Source organism: Flavobacterium soyae (genome assembly GCF_021245985.1).
Taxonomy (GTDB): Bacteria; Bacteroidota; Bacteroidia; order Flavobacteriales; family Flavobacteriaceae; genus Flavobacterium; species Flavobacterium soyae.
This window is the reverse complement of the sequence record NZ_JAJQXA010000017.1, coordinates 33,328-48,558: the sequence shown is the minus strand read 5'-3', so window position 1 is coordinate 48,558 and position 15,231 is coordinate 33,328. Positions and strand designations below refer to the sequence as shown.

Below are 15,231 nucleotides of genomic sequence, written 5' to 3'. Positions count from 1 at the left end.
TGATGGAAAAAGATCTAATCGTGAATGCCGAAATTAAACTTTTAACCGCTGTTAAAAATGCAGATGTTTCTGTTTTAGAACAAATCCTTCACGATGATTTACTGTTCAATCTGCCAGATGGACAAACCATCACAAAAGAGTTTGATTTGAATTCCTATCGTTCAGGTAAAATGAAAATTGATTCTCTCGAAGCTTCAGATCAAATTGTAAATATTATAGATAATTTGGCAGTAGTTACCGTTTCGGTTTCATTAAATGGAACTTATGATAATAATCCCATTAATGGTGTTTTTAAATACATAAGAGTCTGGAAACAATTTGATGGACATTTAAAAGTTATTGCCGGTAGCTGTGTTCAGCTGGTATAAATCCTGAAAAGGAATTATAAAACAAAACTTAGCGAACCTTACGCAATTCTTAGCTCCCGACGGCTTCGCGATTGCGGTTAAAATCTCAAAATATGAAAAATCTAAAAAGTATAAGTTTCCTTGTCGTTTTAATGATTTTTGTAATCTCTTGTACAACTATGAAAAATAATACTAATAGTGCAGTTTCAGGAAAAGTAGAATCAATAGAATCAGGAAAAGACGGTTATACTGCAAAAATTACTACAGATATAAAAGAAGTATATTTTGCAACAATCAGCATCGTAAACGTTGGCGGACCGCAAAATTATAAACAATTAAAAATAGGAGATGTAGTGTCACTAAAAGGAGAAATCTGGAAAACCGATGACGAAAACCATATTAAAGTAACCCAGATTGTTTCGGTGAAATAAAAAACCAAAAACAAATAAAAAATAAACCATATAAGTTATATAAGTTCATTTAATTCTATACGCAAAGTATAATATGAACTTATATAACTTATATGGTTTAATAATTTTATATAATCTTATCGAATGCTGTCGTGAGCATGAGTTTGTGTTCCGTTATTCCATAAAGTCAGAATATCTGTGGCAACGGCAGCACCGCTTCCTGCTGCAATGGCCAATTGGCTTCTCCAGCCGGCTAAAGTTCCAATAACATAAATGCCGTCAGCAACTTTATGATCTTCATTTTTAAGCTGAATACGCTGTTTTTCCGGAAGTGTTTTTTTGTGAGGTTCAATATATTGTGTTAAACCTTCGATATCAAATGTATTAGCAGAACCAATTCCAACAACAATACTTTTTGTTTTATATGAGCTTTTGTTTGTAATAACAGTAAATGAAGGAAAAGAACCTTCAACTTTTATTACTTTTTCATTTGCAATTTGTTCAATATGTGGATAGGCTGCGGCTAAATTCGCTGTACTTTCTGCTAGTAATTCAGAACCTAATTTGCCTGGAGTAATCCCATAAGCATTGTAGAAAACTGCCTCTTGCAAAGAAGAGTTTTTCTGATGAGTAAAAATTCCGATTTTTTTGTCGGTAGCAAAAGCTTTGTTTTTGGCAGAACCTAAAACTAAGGCACAAGATATGCCTGATACGCCCCCGCCGATAATTAAAACGTCAAACATATATTATCGACCGTTTGTTTTTTCTTCAATTCTTTTTGAAATTCTAAAAATCAAAAGAATCAACACGGCGCAAAACGAAGCTGCGATTCCAATAAAAGCTACCATACTATCTCCCTGAAACGGGTTTGTAAAGTCTAATAGCGTAATATTAAAAACAATTAAAGCTAATGCTAAAAGTACTAAGATTGAAGTGAAGATTTTCATATTGGTTGTTTGTTTGTATAAAAATATCAAAGTAAAACTCTAATAAAAAATGTCTTAAAGTTGTATTTTATAAATTTAGTGGGGGTAAAAGTATAAAAATAAATCTTAGACAAACAAACCTTTAACATTAGCAGCGAATAATTTAACAGCTATTGCTAAAAGTATTACTCCAAATGTCTTGCGGACCACGCCAAGTCCGTTTTCTCCTAGTAAATTTTCGATCTTTTTTGATGATTTCAAAACGACATAAACTAATATAATATTTAGTAAAATCGCAATGATTATATTAATAGTATGAAACTGAGATCTAAGCGAAAGTAAAGTGGTCATAGTTCCCGCTCCGGCGATTAATGGAAAAGCCAATGGAACAATAGAAGCAGACCCTGGTTCTTCGTCACGATAAATACGGATTCCTAAAATCATTTCTAAAGCCAGAAAAAATAACACAAAAGAACCGGCAACAGCAAACGAATGCACATCGATACCAATAAGGTTCAATAACCCCTCTCCAACAAAAAGAAAAACAATCATAATGGCTCCGGCAACTATCGAAGCTTTTTCAGATTCAATGTGTCCCACTTTTGCTCTTAAGTTCACGATAATGGGAATTGAACCTACAATATCAATCACGGCAAAAAGTACCATGCTTACTGTAATGATTTCTTTAAAGTCTATTTCTAACATATCGCTTTGATTTTAAGGGTTTAAAAACTGCTGCAAAAGTAGTTAATAAAATTAGGTGTTTTTTCGGTATAATTCATTTTTGTTATAAAAACACGTTTCAGTAGCTAAAAAAGTGATATTTATAACAATTGATGATTTAAATTGCTAATTCAAAGGCAGCTCAAATGATTTTTTTTGGATCGTATAAAAAATTTTCACGCAGATTTGGCAGATTTGAGCAGATTTTTAATTTTTTGCTGATGGTTAAGATTTACTTTATTTTTAAATAAATCTTTATTATCTGCTTAAATCTGCCAAATCTGCGTGAAAAAAAAGAATAAAAATATATCTGTTTTCTTTGACTATCTTTGCACTTTATAAATTTAGCGTATTTTATTATCATGTTTCAGTTAGGAAAAACTATTATTTCAGAAGATATTTTGGAAAAAGAATTTGTGTGCAACTTGTCAGCTTGTAAGGGGGCTTGTTGTGTTGATGGAGATGCGGGCGCGCCTTTGAATGAGGCTGAAACTAAAATCTTAGAAGAAATTTATCCAAAAGTAAAACCTTTTTTAAGAAAAGAAGGAATTGCAGCGATCGAAGCGCAGGGAACCTGGGTAAAAGGAACCGACGGCGATCTTGAAACGCCGCTTATCGATAATAAAGATTGTGCTTACGTAATTTTTGATGGAAAAACCGCGCTTTGCGGAATCGAGCAAGCTTATAATGAAGGAATCGTAGATTGGAAAAAACCGGTTTCTTGTCATTTGTATCCAATTCGTGTAAAAGACTTCACAGAATTTGCAGCGGTAAATTATGACAAATGGGATATTTGCGATGATGCTTGTTCTTTAGGAAAAGAATTAGAAGTTCCGGTTTATAAATTTGTGAAAGAAGCTTTGATTCGTCGTTTTGGTGAAGACTGGTATTTAGAACTTGAAAAGGTGGCTCAGGAACTTAAAAATTCTTAAAATATGAGGTGTATTAAATACTCTTTTGACGGGTCTTGTTTTAGCTCAAAAAAATAAAGTTTTAACTCAAAAAAAACTTTTTAAAACAATTTAAAATTTCTTGCTTTTTATATTTAAAAGTCTATATTTTACGGGGCTTCAAGGTGTAATCGATGTGTTTAATGTGTTCATTTACAATAAATTAATTATTGTATGAAAAATGTTTCAAATTTTAACCTTTGTTAAAAACTACAGCAAATTGTGAATAAGTTTGACTTTCATTTTTAGCGATAATTGACAATCTTTGTGGTCTACTGAATTAGTAAAGTTTCAGTATAAAAATTTAACAAATTTTGTCATGTCGCAAGTAGAGCCAATCTTACAAGAAAATAAAAATCGTTTCGTTATTTTTCCTATCAAACATCATGATATTTGGGAATGGTATAAAAAAATGGAAGCTAGTTTTTGGACTGCTGAAGAAATCGATTTGCACCAGGACTTGACAGATTGGAATAATAAACTTAATGACGACGAAAGATATTTCATTAAACACATTTTAGCATTCTTTGCTGCTTCTGACGGAATCGTAAATGAAAACCTAGCTGAGAACTTTGTAAACGAAGTTCAATATGCTGAAGCGAAGTTTTTCTATGGTTTCCAAATTATGATGGAAAACATTCACAGTGAAACGTATTCTTTATTAATTGACACTTACGTAAAAGATGAAGCAGAAAAAGCTGAGTTGTTTAATGCATTAGAAGTTTTCCCGGCAATTGCTAAGAAAGCAGAATGGGCTTTAAAATGGATCGAATCTGATTCGTTTGCTGAAAGACTTATTGCTTTTGCCGCTGTTGAAGGAATCTTTTTTTCAGGTGCTTTCTGTTCAATTTATTGGTTGAAAAAACGCGGCTTAATGCCAGGTTTAACTTTTTCTAATGAGTTGATTTCTCGTGACGAAGGCGTACATTGTGATTTTGCAGTTCACCTGCACAATCACCATTTGGTAAATAAAGTGCCAAAAGACAGAATCAAAGAAATTATTGTTGATGCACTGGATATCGAAAGACAGTTTGTAACAGAATCTCTTCCGGTAAGTTTAATTGGAATGAATGCAGGTTTAATGACACAGTACCTGGAGTTCGTCGCAGATAGACTTTTGGTTGAATTAGGATGCGAGCGTGTATACGGATCTGCAAATCCATTCGATTTCATGGACATGATTTCGCTTCAGGGAAAAACTAATTTCTTTGAAAAACGTGTTGCCGAGTATCAAAAATCTGGAGTAATGAACACAGACAGCGATGCTCAAAAAATTTCATTTGACGCAGATTTTTAGAACAACAGCATTTTTTTAATTCGGGATAATTTTATCTAAAGCCTGGATTAATTTTTACAGAACATTTTAGGTTAAATCTCTATCACCCAAATCGGAGGTTTAATAGCAATTTTAACGGCTTTTCGGTTTGATATTCAAATTGGGAAAGGACAACTATTGAGAATTCTGTAATTCTCGAAAAATAATTTAAAAACACGCAATGTTTAAGTACTGGAATTCGTTTTCTAGTTACTTTCATTTATTCAATAACTAAAAAAGTAAGCTTATGTATGTAGTAAAAAGAGATGGACACAGAGAGCCTGTAATGTTTGATAAGATTACAGAAAGAATAAAAAAATTGTGTTACGGCCTGAATGAGCTTGTAGATCCGGTTAAGGTAGCAATGAGAGTTATCGAAGGATTGTATGATGGGGTATCTACTTCTGAATTGGATAATCTAGCTGCAGAAACTGCGGCATCTATGACGATTGCACATCCAGATTATGCACAATTGGCAGCTCGTGTGGCAATTTCAAATTTACATTCAAATACAAAAAAATCTTTCTCTGAAACGATGAAAGATATGTATCACTACGTAAACCCAAGAAATGGTCAGGAAGCACCATTAATTGCTGATGACGTATTTAAAGTGATTCAGGAAAATGCTGCTTTTTTAGATTCTCACATCATTTATACAAGAGATTTTAATTACGATTACTTTGGGTTTAAAACCTTAGAGCGTTCTTATCTTCTTAAAATAAACGGAAAAATCGTAGAGCGCCCGCAGCACATGTTAATGCGTGTTTCTGTTGGTATTCACTTAGACGATTTAAAATCAGTTATTGAAACTTATGATTTAATGTCTAAAAAGTTCTTTACGCACGCAACGCCAACGTTGTTCAATGCAGGAACTCCAAAACCGCAAATGTCTTCTTGTTTCCTTTTGGCAATGCAGGATGATAGTATTGATGGTATTTACGATACATTAAAACAAACAGCAAAAATCTCGCAGTCAGCGGGAGGAATTGGGCTTTCTATTCATAACGTTCGTGCAACAGGATCTTACATTCGTGGTACAAACGGAACTTCAAACGGAATTGTTCCGATGTTGAGAGTATTTAACGATACTGCTCGTTACGTAGATCAAGGTGGTGGAAAACGTAAGGGAAGTTTTGCGATTTATATCGAAACCTGGCATGCTGATATCTTTGATTTCTTAGATTTAAAGAAAAATACAGGAAAAGAAGAAATGCGTGCAAGAGATTTATTCTTCGCTATGTGGACTTCAGATTTATTCATGAAACGTGTTCAGGAAGATTCAACGTGGACTTTAATGTGCCCTAATGAATGCCCGGGATTATATGATGTTTACGGAGATGAATTCGAAGCATTATATACAGATTACGAATTTAGAGGAAAAGGAAGAAAAACAATCCGTGCTCGTGAATTATGGGAGAAAATCCTTGAATCACAAATCGAAACCGGAACACCATATATGTTGTACAAAGATGCAGCAAACCGTAAATCGAACCATAAGAATTTAGGAACAATTCGTTCTTCTAACTTGTGTACAGAGATTATGGAGTTTACTTCTAAAGATGAAATTGCGGTTTGTAACCTGGCTTCTATTTCGTTACCAATGTTTATTGAAAACGGAAAATTCGATCACGAAGCGCTTTACAATGTTACAAAACGTGTAACTCGTAACCTGAACAAGGTAATCGACAGAAATTACTATCCAGTAAAAGAAGCAGAAAACTCTAATATGCGTCACCGTCCGGTAGGTTTAGGGGTGCAAGGTTTAGCAGATGCTTTCATTATGCTGCGTATGCCGTTTACTAGTGATGAGGCTAAAAAATTAAACCAGGAGATTTTCGAAACACTATACTTTGCTGCTGTAACCGCTTCTATGGAAATGGCAAAAGAAGAAGGACCATATTCAACTTTTGAAGGTTCTCCAATGTCACAAGGAGAATTCCAACACAATATGTGGGGAATGAAAGATGAAGAATTATCAGGCCGTTGGGACTGGGCTTCATTAAGAAAAGAAGTTATGGAACATGGAGTTCGTAACTCATTATTAGTGGCGCCAATGCCAACAGCATCGACTTCACAAATTCTTGGAAACAACGAAGCTTTCGAACCATATACGTCAAACATTTACACACGTCGTGTGTTGTCTGGAGAGTTCATCGTAGTAAACAAACACTTACTAGAAGATTTAGTAAAATTAGGTTTATGGAATGAAACGTTGAAACAAGAAATTATGCGTCATAACGGATCTGTTCAAAATATTGATATTATCCCACAAGACTTAAAAGAATTATACAAAACAGTTTGGGAAATGTCGATGAAAGATATTATCGATATGTCTCGTCAAAGAGGTTATTTCATTGACCAGTCACAATCGTTGAACTTGTTCATGCAGGATGCCAACTATTCTAAACTTACGTCAATGCACTTTTACGCTTGGCAGTCTGGTTTAAAAACAGGAATGTATTACTTAAGAACAAAAGCGGCTGTAGATGCGATTAAATTCACATTAAACAACGATAAAAAAGAAGAAACAGCACCATCATTAGTTGCAGAAACAGAATCTATCAGCGTTGAAGATTACAAAGCAATGCTTTTAAAAGCACAAGCTGCAGATCCTGAAGATTGTGAAATGTGTGGGTCTTAATTTTTTTTAGAAGAAAGAAATTAGAAGAAAGAGAAAAAGTTTATTCTTTAGTTAATAGAAAGCAGTTATTGTAATGATAGCTGCTTTTATTTTTTTAGAGCTATTTCCCGCTTTTCGTTTCAATCTTTATATTTTTAAAGAAAAAATATAAAGGATTTCCACTGCAATCGTGGCTAAGAAATAATTAAAATTAGAAATTTATGAAAGGAAAAATCATTTTTATATTGCTAGTACTCGTTTTTGTTTCATGCAAAGAGAAGGAAGTAAATAAGATAAAAGAAGTTAAGATTGCAAAGGAAGAAAAGAATCATGAAGATGTTGATCAGGATGAAGTTGTTACGATGAATACTATAGCGACCAATTACGATACATTGGTTAATAGAGTTAAAAAGAAGGGAGATGAAGATGCTTATTTAGAGCTTTTTTATGATTTTAAAGAATGTGGTAAAGAGGTGCGAACAGATAGCGTGATGGTTTACTCCAAAATCATGGCTTTAAAATACAATTATGAAAGAGGATATTATGATTATCTTCAAGCGTTGTATGAGAAGTACGGCGCAGATTATTCTGATTTTGAAAAAATTGATATTAGCAAATTAGATAAAATATCTAAGAAACCAATTGAAGACTGGTTAAATCTTATGCTTGCTAAAAAGGTTATGACACAGAAGGATTTTGATGCTATAAAAAGATAGTTGTGGTAAAAGTAATAATGGAAAGCTGGAGAGAGGGATTGCTTAAAATATCCCTCACAAAGTTGCAGCAGGAGAAACTCAGAATGTCTTTAGTTGATTCTAAAACAAATACCGATATGCTTTTAGATGATAATGTCATAATTTTAGAAATAGAAGATTTAAACATCGCAAAAGAGTTTTTAGAAGAAGCAGAAAGAATTGGTGTTAATTGTAAAATTGAAGAATAACAAATGGATTTATATAAAAACATTATTGAGGATAAGGTAATGCTTTACAATCTTGCAGTTGCGTATTATAATAATATTGATGAAGAATGTCGGGAAAAATGCCTGGCTTCTCCAAAATCTATTTCAATCTTAATGGATCATGATTTTATTGTAACACCTTGTATTGAAATAAGATTAGAACTTAGTTCGCAACAGGAACAAAAAACAATTGGAAATTACTTTTTATATATAGATGAAGAAAAAGTGTTTGTCGATGAATTTTTAATTTATAAGTAATGTTTCTATAGTTCTCTTTTTTGTCATTTCGCTGGACGAGAAATCACGCTAGGTATTCCCTGACTAAAGTCGTCAATCTTTGTCGAGTTTCTAGTGTCATTTCTTCTCTGTCGGAAATGACAGACAGAGCAAAAGAATTTGTTATAATTCGAGAAATTGAATTTTAAAGCCATAATGATTTGTGTAAATTTGTGAAATTCGTGGCAGAAAATTAGTTGCTTAGCAACTTACTACCTTAGAATTTCAGAAAAACCTCAATTATAAATATCTCATTTTAAGCCCATATTTTTATATTATCATACAAATCATCCTAATTTTGTTAAGAAATCCTTTTTTGTTTCATAAAATACAATATTTTTTTTGGTGCAGTAAAAATAATTTATACATTCGCAGAGAATTTACAAAATAACACAAACAAAATGGCAAGTAACCGTTTTTATTTTAGCAACAGTTTTTATTTCTTCTTTAGTAGAAGTCAGGATTGTGCTATGGTTATTTGAGAAATATTTCTAAGACAAATAAAACTAATATACAATCCTGATGCAAATCAGGATTTTTTTTTGAATATATGACAACGAAAATTGCAATACAAGGTATTAAAGGATCTTTTCATCATCAGGTTGTGAAGGAGTATTTCTCTGAAAATGTGGATATTGATGAATGTTTGTCCTTTGAAGAATTAATTGACAGCCTTATTGCCGGAAAATCAGATCAGGCGGTTATGGCGATCGAAAATTCAATTGCCGGGCCAATTATCCCGAATTATGCTTTGATCGATAAGAATAATTTACATATTATTGGAGAGCATTATTTAAATATTCAGCAGAATTTAATGGCTTTAAAAGGCCAGAAAATTGAAGATATAAAAGAAGTTCATTCACACCCGATGGCACTTTTGCAATGCATGGATTTCCTGAAACAATATCCAAATATCAAATTGGTTGAGGATAAAGATACAGCCGAAACAGCAAGAAGAATTCAGGAAAAACAATTAATCGGAATTGCTGCAATTGCAAGTGAAACAGCTTCTGAAATGTATGATTTAGATATTATTGCGCCATCTATTCAAACGATCAAAAATAATATGACACGTTTCGTAATCATCAAAAAGCAAAATTCATTTTTGCCGGAAAGCGAAATTAACAGAGCATCTGTCAAATTTGAATTAGATCACAAAAGAGGAAGCTTAGCAGCGGTTTTGAATGTAATGAGCGACTGCAAACTGAATTTGACAAAAATCCAGTCGCTTCCAAAAATTGAAACGCCTTGGAAATATTCATTCTTCGTAGACGTGACATTTGAAAAATACGAAGATTTTGCAAAAGCCAAAGCGTTATTAAACATAATGGCAGAATATTTTAAAGTGTTGGGAGAATATAAAAATACAAGACCTTTAAGTGAGTCTTAAAGTTGGAAAGTCGAAAGTCTTAAAGTCCAAAATAGAAAGTTTAAAAAGAGCCTAAAGCCTAAAGCTTACGGCCTAAAGCAATAAAAAAATGATTACAACAGCAAAAAGATTAGATACAGTTGAAGAATACTACTTCTCATCAAAATTGAGAGAAGTTCGTCAACTACAGTCTGAAGGAAAATCGATCATCAATATGGGAATCGGAAGCCCTGATTTGAGTCCGTCAAAAGCAGTAATTGAAGCAGTCGCTGCAGCAATTCAAGATGAAAACGGGCATGGTTATCAAAGCTATCAGGGATTACCGGAATTGAGAAAAGGGATGGCAGATTTTTATCAGAATCAATTTGGTGTTGAGTTGAACCCTAATAATGAGATTTTGCCTTTGATGGGTTCAAAAGAAGGAATTATGCACATTTCGTTAGCTTTTTTAAATGAAGGCGATCACGTTTTAATTCCAAATCCGGGTTATCCAACTTATACTTCGGTAACTAATTTGGTTCAGGCAGTTCCGATTTATTATGATTTGAAAGAAGAAAATGCCTGGGAACCGGATTTTGAAGCTTTGGAAAAATTAGATCTTTCGAAAGTAAAAATTATGTGGCTGGGATATCCGCACATGCCAACAGGAGCAAGAGGAAGTTTAGCGTTATTTGAAAAATTGGTTGCTTTTGCTAAGAAACACAATATATTATTGATCAACGACAATCCGTATAGTTTTGTTTTGAATGATAACCCAATGAGTTTGTTGCAGGTTGAAGGAGCGAAGGATGTAGCTTTAGAATTAAATTCTTTAAGCAAAACTTTCAACATGGCAGGATGGAGAGTCGGGATGGTTTTAGGAAATCCTGAAATTATCGATGCAGTCCTAAAAGTAAAAAGCAACATGGACAGCGGAATGTTCTATGGAATTCAGAAAGGTGCAGTAGCAGCGTTGAATTGTGATAAGTCTTGGTTCGAAGATCAAAACAAAATTTACAGACGCCGTAGAGAATTAACTGAAAAGTTAGCAGAAAAGTTAAACTGCAAAGTTTATAAAGAAGGAGTTGGGCTTTTTGTCTGGGCAAAACTTCCAGAAGGAATAGCATCAGCAGAGAAGTTCATTGACGAAATATTATATGAGAAACATATTTTCATTACACCGGGAACTATTTTTGGAAGCAACGGTGAAGGGTATATCAGATTCTCATTGTGTGTAAAAGAAGAAAAAGTACAAGAAGCGATTGATCGATTTTGAAAATTTTAGATATCAGATTTTAGATTTTAGATTGTCAGGCTGAGCGAAGTCGAAGCCACACCCAGATTGGAAAGCTCTTCGACTTCGCTCAGGGTGACAGAAAAAATAAAAGGTCTTGAAAAACGAGAAGCCCTAGCCCTGATAGAAGCGGCATCCTTTTATGGTGGGGTTCACCATAAAAGATACAGCGGATAGCAGGAAACAGCTTCTAATAAAAATAAATATGAAAGTATACGTAATAGGAATAGGATTAATAGGCGGTTCGATGGTGCTGGACATCAAAGACCAGCATCCTGATTCGACAATTTTTGGAATTGACAGCAACGAAAAACATTTGCAGGAAGCCATTGATTTAGGAGTTATCGATGAAGCAGGAAGTTTTGAAGATTTGGCAGAAGCCGATTTTGTAATTGTTTCGGTTCCAGTTGATGTGGCGCTGACGGTTTTGCCTAAAGTTCTGAATTTAGTTGGAGACAAAACAATTGTTTTTGAGGTTGGTTCGACGAAAAAACCAATTTGCGAAGCAGTAGCAAGCCACCCAAAAAGAAGAAATTTTATTGCCACGCATCCGATAGCAGGAACAGAGTTTTCAGGACCTTCGGCGGCAATAAAAGGTTTGTTTAAAGGAAAAACAAACATTATTTGCGAAGTGGAAAAAACCACTTTTAAATTGCAGGAAAAGGCATTAAAGCTTTTCAGCGAAATAGGAATGAGGATTCGATATATGGACCCGACTTCGCACGATAAACACATTGCTTACGTTTCGCATTTGTCGCACATTAGTTCGTTTATGCTGGGTAAAACGGTAATGAATAAGGAAAAAGACGAGCAGGATATTTTTGATATGGCGGGGAGTGGATTTGAAAGTACCGTTCGTTTAGCAAAAAGTTCGCCCGCAATGTGGACGCCGATTTTTAAGCAGAACAAAGAACACGTTCTGGAAACCTTAGAAGAATATATTTCAAATCTCAGTCGGTTTAGGGATTTGCTGAAAGATGAAAATTACAATGCCATTTTTGAAGAAATGGAAAGCACAAATAAAATAAAAGAGATATTAAACGGATTAACAACAACTAAGAAATAAATTAAAAATAAGATGGAAAATAAGAAAGAAATGAGAAAGTGGTTAGAAGATTTCAATTTAAATCACCCACTTGTGATAGCTGGACCATGTAGTGCAGAAACGGAAGATCAGGTTTTGAGAATCGCTCATGAATTAAAAGATTCTAAAGTTAGTGTATTCAGAGCTGGAATCTGGAAACCAAGAACGCGTCCGGGAGGATTTGAAGGTGTTGGAGAAATTGGTTTAAAATGGTTACAAAAAGCTAAGGCTGAAACTGGTTTATTAATGGGTACTGAGGTTGCAACTGCAGCGCACTGTAAACTAGCTTTAGAACATGATATCGACGTTTTATGGGTTGGTGCCCGTACAACTGCAAACCCTTTTGCGGTTCAGGAAATTGCTGATACTTTAAAAGGAACTGATAAAATCGTTTTGGTTAAAAACCCTGTAAACCCAGATTTAGCTTTATGGTTAGGTGGTGTTGAGCGTTTACACATGGCTGGAATCGAGAAATTAGGAGTTATTCACAGAGGTTTCTCTACTTACGAAAAAACTAAATACAGAAACATTCCAGAATGGCAGATTGCTATCGAATTGCAAAATAAATTCCCTGATTTACCATTAATCATTGACCCTTCTCATATTACAGGAGATCGTAACATGATTTTTGAAGTAACGCAAGAGGCTTTAGATTTGAACTACGATGGTATGATTATCGAAACGCACTTCGATCCAGACAACGCTTGGTCTGATGCTGCGCAGCAAGTAACTCCAGATGCTTTGAAACAAATCATTAAAGATTTGACTATCAGAAAAACGGATGATACTACAGATGAGTACAGCCAAAAAATGAAAAAATTAAGAGCTAACATCGACGTTCTTGATGCTAACTTATTAGAGTTATTAGGAAAACGTATGAAAGTTGCTGACGAAATTGGTCAGGTGAAAAAAGATGCAAACGTTGCGATCCTTCAAAATAACCGTTGGAATGAAATATTAGGAAAAATGATTCTTGAAGGTGAGAAAAAAGGTCTTACCGAAGAGTTTGTTTTGAGAATGTTCAAAGCAATTCACCAGGAAAGTATTGGTCACCAAGAGAAAATTTTTAACGCATAATTTTTTCTAAACCATATAAGTGATATAAATTAATTTTAGTTTTTTCTAAACTTTGCTCTTGAGTTTTATTATATCACAATACTAAAATTAGATTGTTTTTTAAAATCCCCATCACTTTGAAAGAAGTGTTGGGGATTTTTTGTTTAATGCAGACTGTATAAGATCACTTTATTTATATTCACTTATATAGCTTATATGGTTAAAATTATTCATTTATCTTTGCAAAGATTTTAAGGTTTGAATCTAAAATCTAAAATCAGCAATCTAAAATTAAAGAATGACAGGAATCGTATATAAATCTACAGGAAGCTGGTACACCGTAAAATCTGAAAAAGGCGATTTTATAGAATGCCGTATGAAAGGGAAATTCAGAATGAAAGGTATTAAAAGTACCAACCCAATTGCTGTAGGCGATATTGTCGATTATGAATTAGAAGAAACTTCAGATGCCGTTACGGGTACAATTCATAAAATTCACGAACGAAAAAATTACATCGTCCGTAAATCGGTTAATTTATCCAAACAGATTCATATTATTGCTTCAAATATCGATCAGGTTTTTTTATTGATTACAATTGATAATCCTCCCACAACCACAAGTTTTATAGATCGATTTTTAGTTACTGCCGAAGCATACGGAATTGAAGCAGTTTTGATTTTCAACAAAATCGATACGCTCAATGAACAGACTTTAGACGATCAGCTTTATTTGCAGCATATTTATACCGAAATTGGATATAAATGTCTCCGAATATCATCAACAGAAAACAAAGGAGTTGACAAGCTTAAAGAAATGATGGTTGGTAAAGTAAGTATGTTTTCAGGACATTCCGGAGTTGGGAAATCGACTTTGGTAAATGCAATGGAACCAACTCTTCATTTAAAAACCTCGATAATTTCAGAACAAAGTAAACAAGGACAGCATACAACGACTTTTGCCGAAATGTATGATTTATCTTTTGATGCTCGAATTATCGATACACCTGGAATTAAAGGTTTCGGAATCGTCGATATGGAGCCATCAGAAATCAGCGGTTATTTTCCGGAATTCTTCAAACTAAAAGATCAATGTAAGTTTAATAATTGTCTGCATAAAGAAGAGCCGCATTGTGCCATAAAAGCAGCTTTAGAAAAAGATGAAATTGCATGGTCGCGTTACAATAGTTATCTTAAGATCCTTGAAGGCGATGAAGAACATTATCGCACCGATATTTATGGTGATGATCGTGCAGCGAGTGATGAAACGAGGAAATAATTAAATTCCAATTTTTTCAAATTGCTTCGCCTGTTCTCTATCGCTCGAGTCCAAATTCCAAACAAAAAAATCATACAACATATTCAAATATAGAGATGCACTGCTGTGCATCTAACCCTAGAATTTAAAATCTGTTAAATCCTTTTAATCTGTGGCATAAAACCACCTTCTGTAATAATGAAAGTAGTCGTACAAAGAGTTTCCGAGGCATCCGTAACCGTTGATGGTCAAAAAACAGCCGACATTAAAAAAGGATTATTAGTTTTAGTTGGAATTGAAGATGCCGATACTCAGGAAGACATTGACTGGCTTACCGGAAAAATTATAAAAATGAGAATTTTTGGTGACGAAAATGATATTATGAACTGCTCAGTTCAGGATGTCGACGGCGAAATTATTGTTGTTAGCCAATTTACACTTCATGCTTCTACAAAAAAAGGAAACCGACCGTCTTATATAAAAGCTTCAAAACCTGAGTTCGCAATTCCTATGTATGAAAACTTTGTAAAAGCTTTAGAAAAAGAGTTTGGCAAGAAAGTACAAACCGGAATTTTTGGCGCCGATATGAAAGTAAGCATATTAAATGATGGCCCTGTAACGATTGTTATAGATAGTAAAAACAAGGAATAAAAAATAAATCAACAA

17 protein-coding genes are annotated in these 15,231 nt (G+C 33.9%); 14 read left to right on the top strand and 3 right to left on the bottom strand.

Annotated features, from left to right (window positions below):
- The first annotated feature begins 2 nt into the window (after positions 1-2).
- Positions 3-368 (top strand): nuclear transport factor 2 family protein, encoded by a 366-nt coding sequence (locus LUU93_RS18020; RefSeq protein ID WP_232682549.1) that lies wholly within the window; start codon positions 3-5, stop codon positions 366-368.
- 92 nt (positions 369-460) lie between these two features.
- The gene (locus LUU93_RS18015) at positions 461-778 is read left to right on the top strand and encodes a hypothetical protein (protein WP_232682548.1); all 318 of its coding nucleotides are present in this window, start codon (positions 461-463) and stop codon (positions 776-778) included.
- A 116-nt stretch (positions 779-894) separates the two neighbouring features.
- On the opposite strand, the gene LUU93_RS18010 is transcribed toward LUU93_RS18015, so the two are convergent.
- The 3 genes from LUU93_RS18010 to LUU93_RS18000 form a co-directional block, all read right to left on the bottom strand.
- Positions 895-1,500: an FAD-dependent oxidoreductase gene (locus tag LUU93_RS18010; protein ID WP_232682547.1), complete on the bottom strand. Its 606-nt coding sequence runs from the start codon at positions 1,498-1,500 to the stop codon at positions 895-897.
- Between the two features lie 3 nt (positions 1,501-1,503).
- Entirely contained in the window at positions 1,504-1,704 is a 201-nt protein-coding gene (locus LUU93_RS18005) for a hypothetical protein (RefSeq protein ID WP_053472508.1), read from the bottom strand.
- A gap of 105 nt (positions 1,705-1,809) precedes the next feature.
- Positions 1,810-2,388 carry a MarC family protein gene (locus tag LUU93_RS18000; protein ID WP_056208369.1) on the bottom strand — a complete coding sequence of 193 codons (579 nt, stop codon included), beginning with the start codon at positions 2,386-2,388 and terminating at the stop codon, positions 1,810-1,812.
- A 380-nt stretch (positions 2,389-2,768) separates the two neighbouring features.
- On the opposite strand from LUU93_RS18000, the gene LUU93_RS17995 reads away from it, so the two are divergent.
- The 12 genes from LUU93_RS17995 (at position 2,769) to dtd (ending at position 15,216) form a co-directional block, all read left to right on the top strand.
- Positions 2,769-3,338 carry a DUF3109 family protein gene (locus LUU93_RS17995; RefSeq protein ID WP_232682546.1) on the top strand — a complete coding sequence of 190 codons (570 nt, stop codon included), beginning with the start codon at positions 2,769-2,771 and terminating at the stop codon, positions 3,336-3,338.
- Between the two features lie 337 nt (positions 3,339-3,675).
- A complete protein-coding gene (locus LUU93_RS17990) occupies positions 3,676-4,653 on the top strand; it encodes a ribonucleotide-diphosphate reductase subunit beta (protein WP_053472511.1) in 978 nt (325 codons plus the stop codon).
- Between the two features lie 265 nt (positions 4,654-4,918).
- Positions 4,919-7,312 (top strand): ribonucleoside-diphosphate reductase subunit alpha, encoded by a 2,394-nt coding sequence (locus LUU93_RS17985; RefSeq protein ID WP_232682545.1) that lies wholly within the window; start codon positions 4,919-4,921, stop codon positions 7,310-7,312.
- Between the two features lie 200 nt (positions 7,313-7,512).
- Entirely contained in the window at positions 7,513-8,007 is a 495-nt protein-coding gene (locus LUU93_RS17980; protein ID WP_232682544.1) for a hypothetical protein, read from the top strand.
- A 2-nt stretch (positions 8,008-8,009) separates the two neighbouring features.
- Positions 8,010-8,234, top strand: a complete 225-nt coding sequence (locus tag LUU93_RS17975; protein WP_232682543.1) for a hypothetical protein — start codon at positions 8,010-8,012, stop codon at positions 8,232-8,234.
- 3 nt (positions 8,235-8,237) lie between these two features.
- Positions 8,238-8,510: a hypothetical protein gene (locus LUU93_RS17970; protein ID WP_232682542.1), complete on the top strand. Its 273-nt coding sequence runs from the start codon at positions 8,238-8,240 to the stop codon at positions 8,508-8,510.
- Positions 8,511-9,078: 568 nt separating this feature from the next.
- Positions 9,079-9,918 carry a prephenate dehydratase gene (locus tag LUU93_RS17965; protein WP_232682541.1) on the top strand — a complete coding sequence of 280 codons (840 nt, stop codon included), beginning with the start codon at positions 9,079-9,081 and terminating at the stop codon, positions 9,916-9,918.
- 88 nt (positions 9,919-10,006) lie between these two features.
- Positions 10,007-11,152: a pyridoxal phosphate-dependent aminotransferase gene (locus LUU93_RS17960; protein WP_232682540.1), complete on the top strand. Its 1,146-nt coding sequence runs from the start codon at positions 10,007-10,009 to the stop codon at positions 11,150-11,152.
- Positions 11,153-11,375: 223 nt separating this feature from the next.
- Complete coding sequence (locus LUU93_RS17955; RefSeq protein WP_073485360.1) at positions 11,376-12,236, top strand: prephenate dehydrogenase; 861 nt, start codon at positions 11,376-11,378, stop codon at positions 12,234-12,236.
- Positions 12,237-12,248: 12 nt separating this feature from the next.
- Complete coding sequence (locus tag LUU93_RS17950; RefSeq protein WP_232682539.1) at positions 12,249-13,331, top strand: bifunctional 3-deoxy-7-phosphoheptulonate synthase/chorismate mutase type II; 1,083 nt, start codon at positions 12,249-12,251, stop codon at positions 13,329-13,331.
- Positions 13,332-13,608: 277 nt separating this feature from the next.
- On the top strand, positions 13,609-14,586 hold the full coding sequence (gene rsgA, locus LUU93_RS17945; RefSeq protein ID WP_232682538.1) for a ribosome small subunit-dependent GTPase A: 978 nt from the start codon (positions 13,609-13,611) through the stop codon (positions 14,584-14,586).
- A gap of 177 nt (positions 14,587-14,763) precedes the next feature.
- Complete coding sequence (gene dtd, locus LUU93_RS17940) at positions 14,764-15,216, top strand: D-aminoacyl-tRNA deacylase (RefSeq protein ID WP_232682537.1); 453 nt, start codon at positions 14,764-14,766, stop codon at positions 15,214-15,216.
- Positions 15,217-15,231 lie beyond the last annotated feature (15 nt).